Genomic DNA, 15,028 nt, shown 5'->3' with positions numbered 1-15,028 from the left:
GTAAGATAACGATAAAGGAATGCATATAAAGGAGGGAGCACGAATGAGAAATCAAAGCGGCATGGTTTGCATGCTTTTGGCAGGCGGACAAGGCTCGCGCTTAAAAGCACTGACGCGAGAGACTGCTAAGCCCGCAGTCCCCTTTGGCGGGAAATACCGTATTATCGACTTTGCTCTGAGTAATGCCACCAATTCGGATATTCATGATATCGGCGTGTTGACACAGTACAAGCCGTTTCGACTCAATGAACATATCGGCATCGGTACCGCATGGGATTATGACCGCACTTATGGCGGCTTGCGTTTGCTTTCTCCATTCTATTCGGAAGAGGGGGGACGTTGGTATGATGGGACCGCCAATGCAATTTATGAAAACATCGCTTATTTGGATAATCTTAACCCCAAATATGTCTTGATTCTATCGGGTGATCATATTTATAAAATGAACTACAATCGTCTTTTGGATGTTCATGTCCAAAAAGGCGCAGAAGCTACGATTGCGGTTATGGAAGTGCCTTGGGATGAAGCCTCCCGTTTTGGCATCATGAATACGGATGAGGACGATCGCATCATAGAATTTGAGGAAAAACCGAAAGAGCCGAAAAGCAATCTGGCCTCGATGGGTATTTACGTTTTCAACTGGCCAACCCTGCGCAAGGCATTGGTCGAGGACTATAACGACAAGGATTCCACCTACGACTTTGGCCACGACATCATCCCAAAAATGCTGAAGGCGAAAATGCCGCTTTATGTCTATCGGTTTAAGGGCTATTGGAAAGACGTAGGAACCATCAAAAGCTACTGGGAAGCCAATCTAGACATGATTGATCCTCACAATGGCTTGGATATTTATGAGAAAAACTGGCGTATTTACACCTCGGCGAAAAATCTTCCGCCGCATTATATCGGCGAAAAAGCGGAAGTGACCAATTCGCTGGTCAATGAAGCGTGTCGCATTTACGGCAAAGTGGATCACTGCGTTTTGTTTACGAATGTTACCGTGGAAGAGGGGGCGGAAGTCAAGGACAGTGTGGTGCTTTCGGGCACGGTCATTAAAAAAGGAGCGAAAGTCTCTCACGCGGTCATCGGCGAAAATGAGGTCATTGAAGCGGATCAGCAGATCGGACAGGATCAATCCGAAGCCATCTATTTGATTGCCGATGGAAAAATTACAAAGGAGTAGGCGATGAAAGATTGTCTTGGCATTATTTATTCTCGTTATGACGGTGAGCACGGTCACCGCGACTTCGGCCGACTTTCCGAGAATCGTCCGGAGTATATGATTCCCTTCGGCGGGCGTTATCGCATCATTGACTTTGCTCTCTCCAGCCTTTCCAATTACAGCCTGTCTCGTGTCATCCTTTATGGCGGAAACAATATTCGTTCCACGCTGGATCATGTGGGTGACGGGAAGAACTGGGAACTGAATCGGCGAAACAACGGCTTATTTATCAATCCGCCCAGTCGCAATTGGGATCAACATCCGAGTATCATTCAGACGTACTATGACTCGATTACCTTTTTTGAGGAATCCACGGCGTCCAATATCCATGTCATGAATCCGATGATGATTACCAAAGCGGATCTGGATGAAGCGTATGATCGCTTTTTAGAAAGCGGAAACGATGTCCTGCTCTTCTATAAAAACATTGAGGATCGCGGCGGCGTCTATACCAATATGAGTAAGCTGATTTTGGATGAACAGGGCAATTTTGTGAACATGGGCATCAATCTGGGAACAAATGAGGCGTTTCCGCTTTATCTGGAGCGTATGTTCATAAAGCGCACCGTTTTTGTGAACCTGGTCAAGCATGCTCTGGAACGCGGTTCGGCCACGACGCTTATTGAAGCGATTAACAAGGAGAGAAAGCGGTTGAAAATCGGTGTGTATGAGGTTTCCGCTCCCGTTTTGGTCATCCATGACATCTACTCTTATTTTCAGGCCAGCATGAGTCTTTTGGATCAGAACCTATATCAGGAAATCTTCTTCCGTGACAACATGATTTACACCAAGTCCAAAGATGAACCGTCGACCATGTATGCACCCAGCGCCAATGTACGCAACAGTCTTGTGGCGAATGGCTGTATTGTTGAAGGACAGGTGGAAAACTCCATTCTTTCCCGCGGCGTGCATGTGCATAAAGACGCCATAGTACGCAACAGCATTTTGAACGAAAAAACCGTTGTCGGTCCTAACGCCGTTGTCGTCAACACCATCACCGATAAGCGTGCGATGATAGAAGAAGGCGTTACCCTTGCCGGCGCGTACTCTCATCCGTTTGTGGTGGGAAAGAAAGAAGTGATTTCGAGGTAAGAAATGAATATTCTGTATGTAGCGGCGGAGGCGGCGCCATTCATTAAAACGGGCGGTTTGGCAGATGTAGCGGCTTCTTTACCGAAAGCGCTGAATCTAATCGGCTGTGATTGTCGCGTTGTGCTTCCGCTTTATTCGCAAATTGATGAGAGGTATCGTCGTGAGATGCGTCTCGTTACCCAATTCGCAGTGAGCGTGGGATGGAAAAATGAGTATTGCGGCGTCTATGAACTGACGTACAATGGCGCCACATATTATTTTTTGGACAATGAATACTATTTTAAACGGCCGACTATCTACGGCCAGTTTGATGATGGCGAACGCTTCATCTTTTTCGCTAAGGCCGCCGTGCGCCTGCCGCGCATTTTGGACTGGAATGTGGACGTTATTCATGCCAATGATTGGCATGCCGGCTTAGTTCCCGTATATCTCAATGATTTTCGCCGCGGCGATGACTTTTATCGGGAAACACGTTCGCTCTATACGATTCATAATCTCAAGTATCAGGGACAGTTTTCACCGGATCTTTTCTTCTGGACCAATCTCAATCCGGCCTACTATTCCGACTATGATCTGAAATTTTATGAATCGATCAATTTCATGAAAGCGGCGATTGTACACGCGACGAAAGTGAACACGGTTTCAGAAACGTATGCCGAAGAAATTCATTATCCCTTCTTTGCCGAAGGACTGCAAAATGTCATCAATGCGTATTCCTGGAAGATTTCCGGCATTTTAAACGGCATTGATGAAGACGTCTGGAATCCGCAAACGGACGACGTGATCGCGCAGCAATATGACGTGCGTACACTTTCCCTGCGCAAGAAAAATAAACAGGCTCTACAGAAGGAAGTGGGGCTGCCCGTGCGTGATGATGTCCCGCTCTTTGGGATGGTGACGAGATTAAATGCGATGAAGGGACTGGATCTTGTCCGCTATATTCTGGAAGAATTTCTCCAGGAAGATGTGCAGTTTGTCGTCGTCGGCACGGGAGATGCGACCTATGAAGAAATGTTCCATTATTTTGCGGACACATATCCGGAAAAAATAGCCGCGCGAATTCATTTTTCGACGCGCGAATCGCACGAAGTCTACGCCGGTGCAGATCTCTTATTAATGCCGTCCATGATTGAACCATGCGGGCTCTCCCAAATGATTGCAATGCGCTACGGATGCGTGCCGTTGGTGCGCGAGGCCGGCGGCCTTCGCGATTCGGTGCTGCCGTACAATCAATATGAAAAGACAGGCGAAGGATTTACCTTCGCCAACGTGAATGCGCATGACCTGCTGTATACTATGCAACGGGCCTGTGAAGTTTATCGCAGGCACCCCCAGGATTTTTCCCTTTTACAGAAAAATGGGATGACTAAGGACCTCAGCTGGCAGGTATCCAGTCGGAAATATCTGGCGCTTTATCAATCGTTGAATCCTTTTGGACAAGGAACGGATACACGATGATCTTAGAAAGAGAACAACCGGGACAAACAACCTCTGTGTGTGTGGAAAGACCGATTCTTCCGGTCGCATCCGCCCATGCGCTTGCAAGCACGCTCGGCGTAACCTATACCAAAAGTCGAAGTGTTTTTCGTGTCTGGGCGCCCACGAAGCGTCATATTTCGCTTCGCCTTTTTGCATCGGCGGAAGGCGGAATATGCCAAACGGTGGATATGCAGAATCAGGATGGCGTTTATTCAGCTTGCGTAGAAGGGGATTGGGACGGCTATTTTTATACCTATTTTGTTGATGGTGTGGAGGTGCCGGATCCGTATTGCGTTTCCGCTTCGCTTAACGGACGGCGGAGTGCCGTTGTGGATCTTTTGTCGACGGATCCGGACGGATTTCGCCAAAATACCTATGTGCAGACAAAAGAGGAGGACGCGATCCTGTATGAGCTTCACGTCGGCGATTATTCCTTTCATGAACACAGTGGAGCAAAGTTTTCGGGTAAATATTTGGGTCTTGTCGAAGACAGTGCCTATAATGGGGTAAAAACGGGACTGGCGCATCTTAAAGAGTTGGGGATTACTCATGTACACTTGATGCCCATTGCTGAAAATGCAACGGTGGATGAACACCCTTCGCGTTTCGGTGCGGAAGACAACTACAACTGGGGTTATGACCCGCATCTCTACAACGTGCCGGAGGGAGCGTATGCTACAGATCCCTTTGATCCGAAAGCGCGTATTCGTGAGCTGAAAACGGCCATACAGAAGCTGCATGAAGCCGGAATCGGCGTGATTTTGGACGTTGTATATAATCACACTTTTCGTACAAAAGATTCGGTTTTCAATCTCCTTGTTCCCGATTATTATTATCGCAAGGAGAACGACAGCTTTTCAGACGGCTCCGGGGTAGGAAATGAAATTGCTTCGGAAGCGCCTATGATGCGCAAGTTTATTCTGGAGTCGTTATTGTATTGGCAAAAAGAATATCTTGTCGATGGTTTTCGCTTTGATTTGATGGCTTTAACGGATCAGGAGACCGTTCGTATGGCCATTAAAGAATTGCGGCGAGTTAACCCCAATACGATCGTCTATGGAGAGCCTTGGGTCGGAGCGTATTCCGCCTTGCCGGAAAAACAACAAACGCGGTGGGGGGCTCAAAACGGACAAAGCTTTTCTCTATTTAATGCATCGTTTCGCGATGCGCTCTGCGGAGGCGTGGAAGGAAGCGGTCGGGGATTTGTTCAAGGCAATCCACTTGGGAAACGGTGGACGGAAATTGGGCTTTTAGGATCCATCAACTACGGCACAGGGCACAATGGAGGATTGGATGATCCGTTAAACTCGATCAACTATTTTTGCGCACACGATAATCTCATTCTGGAGGATAAGTTGACCTTATCGCTGAACGGCGCTGAGCATCGCGAGGCCATGACCAAGTTGGCTTTCAGTATTCTGTTTACAGCGCAGGGCATTCCCTTTTTCCATGCCGGAAATGCATTTCGCCGTTCAAAAAAGATGAATAGCAATTCCTATTGTGCACCGTATGCGATTAACGCCATCGATTGGTGCAAGAAAGAAGAGAATCGAACCTTATTTCGATATGTGCAGGACCTGATCACGTTACGAAAGACCTATCCGGTTTTTCGATTAAAGACCGGTGCAGAAGTGCGTGAACGGGTAAACATTTTGCCCATTGAAGAACCGTCGGTTATTGGCGTGAGCTATCGTTTAGGCGATCGCTGCAATGGAGATTATCTCGTTTCTCTGTTTCATGACGGCTGGTGGGATTTTTCGGCAGACATCACGGTTCTCTTCGATGCGCTTCATGCGGAACGCATTGAAGCACAACGCATTTTTGATCGTTGGGGATTCGTTTCGGGCAATCGTGTAGAGGTCAGTCGTACCGATCGCCTGCATTTACCGTTAGCACCGATTTCCATGACGCTTTTTCGCGTTCATGTACTGTATTGAGGAAGAAAGGATTACGAATGATCCCGAATTGGGACACATCGTCGAGACAAAACCGTAAGGAGGGTATTGTGGAGTATCATTCTGTTTATGAACAATGGCTGTCAGATGAGAGCCTGGATGTAAACTTGAAGGACGAATTGGTTGCGATTCGGGGCAATGAAGAAGAAATCAAAGATCGCTTTTATCAATCGTTGAGCTTCGGTACGGCAGGCCTTCGCGGAAAACTGGGCGCAGGAACCAATCGTATGAACGTGGTAACCGTCGGTCGTGCTACGGAAGGCTTTGCACGCATGATTGCGGATTGTGGGGAAGAAGCCAAGAAAAAAGGCGTCGCCATCGGTTATGATGTACGCCATATGTCACGTGAATTTGCGCATCTCTCGGCGCAGATTTTTGCTGCGCACGGCATTCGCGTATACCTGCATCGGGATATTGTGCCGACACCGGTTTTGTCGTATACCATTCGGGATCTTGGTGCCTTTGCCGGCGTGATGGTGACCGCGTCACACAATCCGCGAGAGTATAATGGCTATAAAGCATACGGCACAGCCGGCTCACAGATTCTGGATGACTGGGCGGAAAAAATCGAAAAAAACATTCATGCGTGTGAGAAGGATGGGTGTATTGAACGCATCGCTTTCGATCAGGGGGTATCCGAAGGGAAAATTGTTCTCATCGACGACAGTCTGATGGAACGTTACCTGGACAAGGTGCTTGCGCTGGCTATTCATGAGGATGTCGACAAATCTGTGCCGTTTGTGTATTCACCACTTAACGGATGCGGAAACATTCCTATCCGTACGGTGTTGACACGCAGAGGGTTTACCGGCATTACACTTGTTGAGGAAGAAATTGAACCGGATCCGGATTTCACTACGACCGGCTATCCCAATCCGGAACGTCCGGAGTGCTTCCGCCTGGCAGAAAAAAAAGGACAGGAAGTGAGCGCGGAACTGCTGATCGCCTCCGATCCGGATTCCGACCGTTTGGCTCTGGAAGTGCGCAAGCCCGACGGCACGTATCAATTTTTCAATGGAAACCATATCGGCGCTTTGCTTACACATTATATTGTTTCGGAGATGGCTGCTACGGGGAAATTGCCAAAAGACGGTGCTGTTATTAAATCCATCGTGACCGGCGATATTGCGCGAAAGATTACAAAAAAGTACGGGCTGGCCCTTTTTGATGTTCTCACCGGTTTTAAGAACATTGCCGCTCCGGTTAACGAATGGGATACCACAAAAGAACATACCTTTGTGTTCGGCTACGAGGAAAGCATCGGGTACAATCACGGTGAATTTGTGCGGGATAAGGATGCTGTTTCTTCGGCAATGCTGCTTGTTGAAGCAGCGGCCTTTTACAAGAAAACGCAGAAAAAAACACTTCTGGATATTTTGCACGATATCTACGAGGAGTATGGCTATTATGGGAATAAGTTGATTTCCATTGTGAAGGAGGGAGCGGACGGACAGGCGCTCATCGGGCGCATTATGGACACTTTCCGCGAGAAGGGAATTAAGGATGCCGGAGAGCGCAAGGTCATTAAGGTATTGGATTATCTTAATGATGACACCGGACTGCCTAAATCCAATGTCTTAAAATACGAGTTTGATGACGAGAGTTGGTGTGCGATTCGTCCCTCAGGAACGGAACCCAAAATTAAGCTCTATGTCTATTCGGTAGGGGAACAGGAACAAGAGGCCAATGCCATTTGTGACGAATTGACGGAGAAGATTACCGCGCAGATGCACAGCGTGAAATAAGCATCGCCCTCCTGCTTCTTCCGCAGGAGGGCTTTTTTTGCATGAAGGAGCAAAAACATCATGCGCATATACAAAAAATCGTCACAGAAGACTCGTAAGATGAGGACGTTAATTACCCATAGAATTGAGGCGAAGCGATGAATGAATTTTTTAACGCTATGGAAGCATTGTTTTTTACGGAATTGTTTGGAAAGATTACGCTCTACATGATTCTTTCCACCGTGCTTAAATTTGTATTTGTCCTCATCGTCCTGTCTTTTGTGAGTCGTATTGTGCGCATGATCACGATGGACATTCAGCAAACGGCTACGCATCGACCTGTACAGGCGGCGTCCTTACGACTGTTGAGCAATCCGCAAGACTATGATTTTCCTTTGCGGGATGAATATTATCTTTCGGACAACACCTCAATTGGACGTGCGGATGATAACACGATTGTCATCAAGGATCGCCAGATGAGCAAACATCAAGCCGTTATCGTGCAGAACGGACGTCATTTTTTTATTGACGATTTACAATCCACCAATCCGACAACGGTGAATGACGGCACCGTCCTTCAACCGACAGAACTGCATTCTCGAGATATCGTCTCCCTTGGCGGTCTCCATTTTGTGTTTTTGAACGAGGAAGAACATGAAGACTGATTTACTCCATCGACAGGAACCGACGGCACAGCGTGCGAAAGCAGCTTTTGCACAGACGAAGTGGTTGCTGTTTCTGTTTCAGTTCCTGGCTATTTTTCTGGTATATCTTTTTCAGATCAAAGAGCTCAATGAACAATCCCTTCTGTTTGGAGGCGGGCTTTTGCTCGTGTCCTTACTTTCATTGACGATTTTACATGTAGTGACAAAGGGGGACAGCTATCTCCTGCTTATCGCCAACATGATTTTCACCATCGGCATCATTATGATCTATCGCCTTGATCCCGGTCGGGGAGAACGACAGCTGATGATTTATCTTGCAAGCCTCGTCGCTTTTTTCGTGGTGACTTTTGTTCTGCGCAATACGCCTCAGCTTTGGGAGGGGCACACGATATTTTATTTCGTCGTTACGATCCTTCTTTTTCTCATCACCCTGGCTTTCGGCATAACCTTCGGTGGAGCGCGTAACTGGATTTCGATTGCCGGCGTTCGCGTGCAGCCTTCTGAATTTGCGAAGGTGCCGTTTGTGCTGTTTCTTGCCTCGTGGTACAAGAATTATGAACAGCATGAGAAGACATTTTTAGGGCGTATTTCCTTGACTGTTTTAGTCTATGTGTTGCTTGGCCTATTTCTGTTGCAGCGTGAACTGGGTACGGCGGCCGTGTTTTTTGCAACGCTGTTAACCACGCAAATCGCCTTTGAACGGCGGCGTTGGATACCGGTGGTGAACTTCCTTCTGGCGTTGGTCGGTTTATATATGGCGTATCATCTTTTCAGCCATGTGCGCGTCCGTTTTGCCATGTGGTGGGATCCCTGGCAGGACTTTAACGATAAAGGCTACCAAATCATACAGGCTCTTTTTGCCGTTGCGGAAGGCAGCTTTTTCGGTACCGGAATCGGGATGGGCCATCCAGAAAGCGTGCCTCTCGGTCATTCGGATTTTATCTATGCTTCGGTTATTGAGGAGATGGGCTCATTTATGGGTATCTGTCTGATTCTGCTTTTTGTGCTGCTCCTCTATCGCGGCATCAAAATTGCAATGCAGCAAGAGCGTGATTTTTATGCGGCGGCGGCAGTTGCAGTGAGCGCTATTTTCGCTTCTCAGGCGATCATTATGTTTGCCGGCGTGTTGAAGGTAATTCCCTTGACGGGTATTACTGTGCCGTTTTTAACCTATGGCGGGTCATCTCTTCTCTCCAGTTTTCTTTTACTTGCCATTCTGCAGACCTGCTCGGAGCATATGCCGTATAAAGGAGGTCTTCATGGAACGAAGTAAACGTCGATTGGCGATTGTTGTCGGCCTGTTTTTAGTGCTTTTTCTCGGTCTGGTGTTGTACTTGGTGTTTTTTCAATTGGTCAAAGCGCCGGACTTGCGTGCCAATTCGATGAATATGCGAAATTGGGTAGATGAAACGCATTTTGGTCGCGGGCGTTTTTATGATCGGAACGGACAGGAACTTGTCGGACGGGAGAAAGATGAAGACGGCGAATATTATCGTTATTCCAATCACCCGAATATGTATTCTCATCTGATCGGATATCATTCCGGCTTATATGGTAAAACCGGTTTGGAAAAAGCGCTCAATAGCGAATTGCTTAACTTATCGAGCGATAACCCCATTGCGGCTCTGCGCGGAACGGTACTGAACGAAGGAACGGGAAACGACGCTGTTCTTACGATTGACAATGATTTGCAATATTGTGCCTATAGCGCGATGGAAGGCCATAAGGGTGCGGCGATCGCTATGGATGTGAAAACGGGGGAAATCCTGGCGATGGTTTCACTTCCCTCGTTCAATGTGAATGATGTGGACGAACGTTGGAACGAGCTGATTGAAGATGAAGGCGATGTGCTCTTTCCACGCACCACCCTCGGACGATATACGCCGGGTTCCGTCATTAAGCCGATCACAGCTCTGGCGTTATTAAGCCAAGGCTTGGATTTGAATTATGAGGACAAGGGAGAAACGACGGTAGACGGCAAGCGTTATACCAATGCCGGCGAAGCGGCGTATGGAGAAATCGGCTTAAAAGAAGCGCTTATGCACTCATCGAATGTGTACTTTATCGATAAGACAAAAAATATGGATCCTTCCGTGCTCAGACAGGCAATGGAGTCGGTGGGATTTAATAAGGAATTGCCGTTCCTGTTGCCGACGGCAAAGTCCACTGCCGATTACAAGGAAGGCATGGACGTTAATTTGAAAGTTTCCGACAGTTTCGGACAAGGCGATGTTCTGGTCACGCCGTTACAGATGACCGTAGCCTATGCCGCTTTTGCAAATGGGGGAAAAGTGTTGGAACCGCATATCGTGAAGAACTTTCTCACGCCTGCCGGAGAAGAAATCAAACCGACAAAGCCGAATGTTCTGAACCGGATTTCCGCTTCCCATGCAGCAATTCTTCGCGAAGATCTGGTCGCAACCGGTGATACGATCGGCCTTTCCGACGCACTGGGACAAAGTGCCGGAGGAAAGACCGGAACGGCGGAAACCGCAAATAACTCCACCAACGCGTGGACAATCGGCTTTGCTCCTGCGGAAGACCCTCGTGTGGTGGTTTGCGTTGTCCTGGAAGACGATGGACGTTCCGGCGGCGAAGCGGCGCTGCCGGTTGTGGCTGAAATTCTTTCGCAAGCCCTGGCAACGCAGGAATAGTGGTAAGACGAACACAAGGGATGTTGGAACGGATTCGCCTTTGCTATCGCGGTTAGTGTGCTGCTTTTTCTCAGTGCTTTTTCCATGTACGTGGCGCAAACAGAATAAGTACGGGCCAAATTTCGAGTCGTCCGGCAATCATACCCACTGTCAACATGAATTTGGTAAAGGTGCGATATCCTGCATAATTTCCGGTGGGACCGACCACTTTTCCCAGACCGGGTCCAACATTATTAAAGGTTGCGAATACGGTGGATACTGCCGTCTCTAAAGTATCCGTAAGGGGATCCAGACAAACGATCAAAAGTAGAACAATAATGCAAAGTAAGTAAATGGCAAGATAACCATAGAGCTTGCGCAGCGAAGGACCGTCCATAGCCTCTCCGTCAAAGTGCAACGGTACAACGCGACGCGGATGGCGTGTTTGTGTCAGCGTGCGAAATGCGGATTTGACGGTAATCGCTACGCGTGAAACTTTAAATCCTCCTGCTGTGGATCCGCCGCATCCGCCAATGACCATGGCGATGAGCAAAATGACGCGCGAAAAGAGTGGCCAGCGCGCAAAGTCCGCCGTGCAGAAACCGGTAGTCGAAAGTACGGACGAAAGGGAGAAAAAGGAATCCCGTACGGTGGTGGCCGGTGTCGTAGCGCCGTAATTCAGCTGGCATAGTGTCAATGCGGAAAAAAGAACACCGAATATGCCCAAAAACCAACGAAATTCTTCGTTGTTGATCATCTTTTTCGCGTGACCGATCAGTACAAAGTAGTAGAGATTGATGTTTACCGTAAAGACCAGCATGCCGATGCCGAGAACCCATTCAATATACGAGGATTGATAATAACCGATAGAAGCGGATTTTACGCTGAATCCACCTGTTCCTGCCGTACCGAAAGCATGGCAGACGGCGTCAAAAAGTGGCATATTCCCCAACAGGAGAAATACAATTAAAATCACCGTGAGTGATAGATATATGCCATACAAAATGCGCGCCGTGTCGGAAAGCTTGGCCACCAACTTACCGAAGGCAGGTCCCGGCATCTCCGCTTTAGCAATCTGCACCGAACTGGAGGAAGCATGGGGTGTCAAAGCGAGTACAAAGACCAGCACGCCCATTCCTCCGATGAAGTGGGTAAAGGAACGCCAGAAGAGAACCGAATGGCTGAGGAGTTCAACGTTAAGGGAAACGGATGCACCTGTTGTCGTTAAGCCCGAAGCAATCTCAAAAAAAGCATCGATGATGCTGGGGAATTCGCCTGTAAGATAGAGGGGGAGTCCTCCGATAAGGGACAGAGTCAGCCAGAGCAGGGCGCACATCACCAAGCCTTCCCGCGCATAGAATTCGGCATCGGAAGGCTGCTTACGTCCAAACAAAAAAAACAGTATCAACGACAGCGCAATAGCGATAAGCCATGCGATCTGATGATTCCAACTTTCCTGATAAAGAAGAGAAATAACGAGGGGCAGAGTGAGTAGCATGGAAAATACGCCATACACTCTTCCCATGATGTAGCGCGTAATGGAATGGTTCATCCTTCACCTCGTAAAAAGCCGTTTAATTCATTGGCCTCACCTTGATTGGATACGACAAGAACGTGATCCCCCACCTGAATCGTATCATGTCCGGAGGGGATGATAATCTCATGATCACGTACGATCAAGGCAACGAGCACACCCTCACGGAACTTAACCTGCGACAGAGGCACATCAATCGCATGGAAGGTTGGACGAGCAAAGCACTGCATAATTTCAACCGAACTGCTGCGCACGCGATAGAGCGCTTCAATGTTGGAACTCTGTGAAGCGTTGTCAATGGAACGCACGTAGCGGATAATGGCCGTCGCGCCCAAATTGACGGGGGTGATCATGGATTGTACGCCGACGCTGAAGGCAATGGGCAATAGAGCCAGACGGTTAACCTTTGTAATCGTGCGCGGAACACCTTCTGAGGCGGCAAACATGGAGAGGATGATATTTTCTTCATCAATGCCGGTCATGGCGACCAGACAGTCATATTGATGGATGTTTTCTTCTTTAAGCAACGCCTGATCGGTACCGTCACCTAAAATGATCTCAAAATTGGGAAATTCCTCCGCCAGATCATTGGCAATGAGTTCATTGGCTTCAATCAGCTTGATGTGTTTCGAGGTTTTGCGGTGCATATCCAGGACATAGCGCGCGATACGGCCACCACCTACGATGAGCACCGATTTAATGCGCGAGAGGCCGCCAAATTCCGCATAGAGGTTGCGCAAATCCTTATGTTCTCCGAGAACATAGAAATGCTGCCCTGCCTGAAATGTCGTTTCGCCGGTGGGAATGACCGAACGATCATTCTCCTGAATAATCGCGGTGATAAGGCCAGGGAAACGCTTGCGAAACGCGATCATGTTCATGCCGATCATGGGGCTGTCCTCTTTAACAAGGAGCTCGACCATATTCACTTGTCCGTGCGCGAAGGATTCGACGCTTAATGCCGTAGGAAATTGCAACGTACGGAAAATCTCGCGGGCAGCTTCGCGTTCCGGATTAACCATCAGTGATATGCCTAAATTTTTGGAGGTGAAATCCAAATGTTCGGCGTATTCCGGCGTACGGATTCGCGCTACAGTGTATTTTGCACCGATACGGTTGGCAATAACACAGGAAATGATGTTCATTTCATCCTGTTCGGTGACGGCGATGAAAATATCGCATTTGTTGACATTCGCGCGGGATTGAATTTCATAAAAGGACCCGTTTCCTAATACACCGGTGATGTCATAGGTCTCGAGAACTAACTGCAAGCGATCCGGATTTTTTTCAATTAACGTGATGTTGTGCCCTTCGGCGGAAAGACTTCGACAGAGCTCTTCGCCCATCTTTCCCGCACCGACGATAACAATGTCCATCTTATCTCCTTTTATTTTTTATCATCAAAAACCATGTGAAGGTCGACGATATTTCTCTCATTCGATCGCTTATGCGCATCGGTCAGAAAAGTTTATCACGTAAATTTTTCCAATACCAGTTTGTACGAAAGATCACGCGATGAATAGTTTCGTCCGGAACGAAAAAAGTGAACCGTTTGACGTGGCGAAATCGATGCGAGACACCATCTCCGACAAGTGCAATACGATCGCAATCGCTTTTGTCTATGGCGAGCACCGTTTTGGATTCGGAAGGCAGAACCAAAGAAGTGGGTAAAGAATCAAAACTTTTGGAACGTACGGGATGTAGGGCGGTGATCTGATAGCCGTTGAGCGTTTGATGCAGAATAGATCCGCCGGCCGAAAGGTTATAGGCGGTTGAACCGGCCGGAGTCGAGAACATGAGACCGTCCCCGGAGGTGTTGATAAAATCGACATCATCAATATTCACGCCCAGATGAAGGATGTGTTCATCATTGCTTTGTACTAAAAATTCATTTACCGCAAGCAAAGTATAAGGCCAAGCGGATGTCTCCACGTGAACGCCCAATAATCCCTGAGGATGAATCTCATACTGTTTATGAAGCAATTGGGTGAGATGTTCTTCTAAATCGGTGGTATTGACTTCCTGAAAAAAACCCAAGTGGCCTGTATTGATGCCAAAGAAGGGAATGGAAGAAAAGTTTGTGGAATGTACAGCACGAAGAAACGTTCCGTCCCCACCGATAACGACATTATATTCCGCGCGTTCGTCATAAACTCGGGAGATCCCATAGCCGTGATCTTGAAAAAAATGCTGCACTTGCTGATGAACAACAGCAGAAGCCTTATCCGGTTTGCAAAAAAGATTGATCGTTTTCATCTGGAATTCCTTCCCAACCGTACTGCAGTTATGGTATCACATCTTGCAAAGAGGAAAATGAGAATTGGTGAAAAATAGCCGATCAGATAACGGAGAGGAGGGGCTATCACGATGACGCTACATAGGACAACTCTTGTACAAGAGGAAAAGGTATGCTACACTCAAGTTGTCCTTGGATACGCCTGAAAATTAAACCTACGCATCTTATAAGGAACGGCGGAGTCCTACAACCGAAGACAAGCCCCCTCGGAGGGGAAGTCGGAAGAGCAAGGCAGCTGTCCCACCTTCACATACAGAAGGTATTAAACGAGTAAGGCCCAAGGATTTGTCTATTCCTCCCGCCTGAACGGCGGGAGTTTTTATGTTAACGAGTTGGGTATAATTAAGAACGTAAGGTAAGGTGTCAGGCTTTAGCAAGCGAACACCGTAAGGACGTGAGATGCCGGATATGCACGAAGATTACGGGCA

11 protein-coding genes are annotated in these 15,028 nt (G+C 47.9%); 8 read left to right on the top strand and 3 right to left on the bottom strand.

All coding sequences use genetic code 11. The features are described 5' to 3' along the window. Window positions 1-43 precede the first annotated feature (43 nt). From BN3910_RS02830 to BN3910_RS02795, 8 genes are all read left to right on the top strand, one after another. The gene (locus tag BN3910_RS02830) at window positions 44-1,183 is read left to right on the top strand and encodes a glucose-1-phosphate adenylyltransferase (RefSeq protein ID WP_066924120.1); all 1,140 of its coding nucleotides are present in this window, start codon (window positions 44-46) and stop codon (window positions 1,181-1,183) included. 3 nt (window positions 1,184-1,186) lie between these two features. Next, window positions 1,187-2,314, top strand: coding sequence for a glucose-1-phosphate adenylyltransferase subunit GlgD (gene glgD / locus BN3910_RS02825; RefSeq protein ID WP_066924118.1), 1,128 nt, complete (start codon window positions 1,187-1,189; stop codon window positions 2,312-2,314). 3 nt (window positions 2,315-2,317) lie between these two features. Further along, window positions 2,318-3,772 (top strand): glycogen synthase GlgA, encoded by a 1,455-nt coding sequence (gene glgA, locus BN3910_RS02820; RefSeq protein ID WP_066924116.1) that lies wholly within the window; start codon window positions 2,318-2,320, stop codon window positions 3,770-3,772. Beyond that, on the top strand, window positions 3,769-5,730 hold the full coding sequence (gene pulA, locus BN3910_RS02815; protein ID WP_066924114.1) for a type I pullulanase: 1,962 nt from the start codon (window positions 3,769-3,771) through the stop codon (window positions 5,728-5,730). Before glgA ends, pulA begins: the two co-directional genes overlap by 4 nt. Window positions 5,731-5,798: 68 nt before the next feature. Then, complete coding sequence (locus tag BN3910_RS02810; protein WP_066924112.1) at window positions 5,799-7,493, top strand: phospho-sugar mutase; 1,695 nt, start codon at window positions 5,799-5,801, stop codon at window positions 7,491-7,493. Between the two features lie 137 nt (window positions 7,494-7,630). After that, on the top strand, window positions 7,631-8,137 hold the full coding sequence (locus tag BN3910_RS02805) for an FHA domain-containing protein (RefSeq protein WP_066924110.1): 507 nt from the start codon (window positions 7,631-7,633) through the stop codon (window positions 8,135-8,137). After that, the gene (locus BN3910_RS02800) at window positions 8,127-9,410 is read left to right on the top strand and encodes an FtsW/RodA/SpoVE family cell cycle protein (protein WP_066924108.1); all 1,284 of its coding nucleotides are present in this window, start codon (window positions 8,127-8,129) and stop codon (window positions 9,408-9,410) included. Before BN3910_RS02805 ends, BN3910_RS02800 begins: the two co-directional genes overlap by 11 nt. Continuing rightward, window positions 9,397-10,791 (top strand): peptidoglycan D,D-transpeptidase FtsI family protein, encoded by a 1,395-nt coding sequence (locus tag BN3910_RS02795; RefSeq protein ID WP_066924106.1) that lies wholly within the window; start codon window positions 9,397-9,399, stop codon window positions 10,789-10,791. Before BN3910_RS02800 ends, BN3910_RS02795 begins: the two co-directional genes overlap by 14 nt. A gap of 70 nt (window positions 10,792-10,861) precedes the next feature. On the opposite strand, the gene BN3910_RS02790 is transcribed toward BN3910_RS02795, so the two are convergent. From BN3910_RS02790 to BN3910_RS02780, 3 genes are all read right to left on the bottom strand, one after another. Then, window positions 10,862-12,322, bottom strand: coding sequence for a TrkH family potassium uptake protein (locus BN3910_RS02790; protein ID WP_066924104.1), 1,461 nt, complete (start codon window positions 12,320-12,322; stop codon window positions 10,862-10,864). Further along, entirely contained in the window at window positions 12,319-13,680 is a 1,362-nt protein-coding gene (trkA, locus tag BN3910_RS02785) for a Trk system potassium transporter TrkA (protein ID WP_066924102.1), read from the bottom strand. The genes BN3910_RS02790 and trkA overlap by 4 nt, the downstream gene beginning before the upstream one ends. Before the next feature lie 82 nt (window positions 13,681-13,762). Further along, window positions 13,763-14,560, bottom strand: coding sequence for an NAD(+)/NADH kinase (locus BN3910_RS02780; protein WP_066924100.1), 798 nt, complete (start codon window positions 14,558-14,560; stop codon window positions 13,763-13,765). Window positions 14,561-15,028: the final 468 nt, after the last annotated feature.

This window comes from Murdochiella massiliensis, from assembly GCF_900059565.1.
Classification (GTDB): Bacteria; Bacillota; Clostridia; order Tissierellales; family Peptoniphilaceae; genus Murdochiella; species Murdochiella massiliensis.
This window is presented reverse-complemented; position numbering and strand designations above follow the sequence as displayed.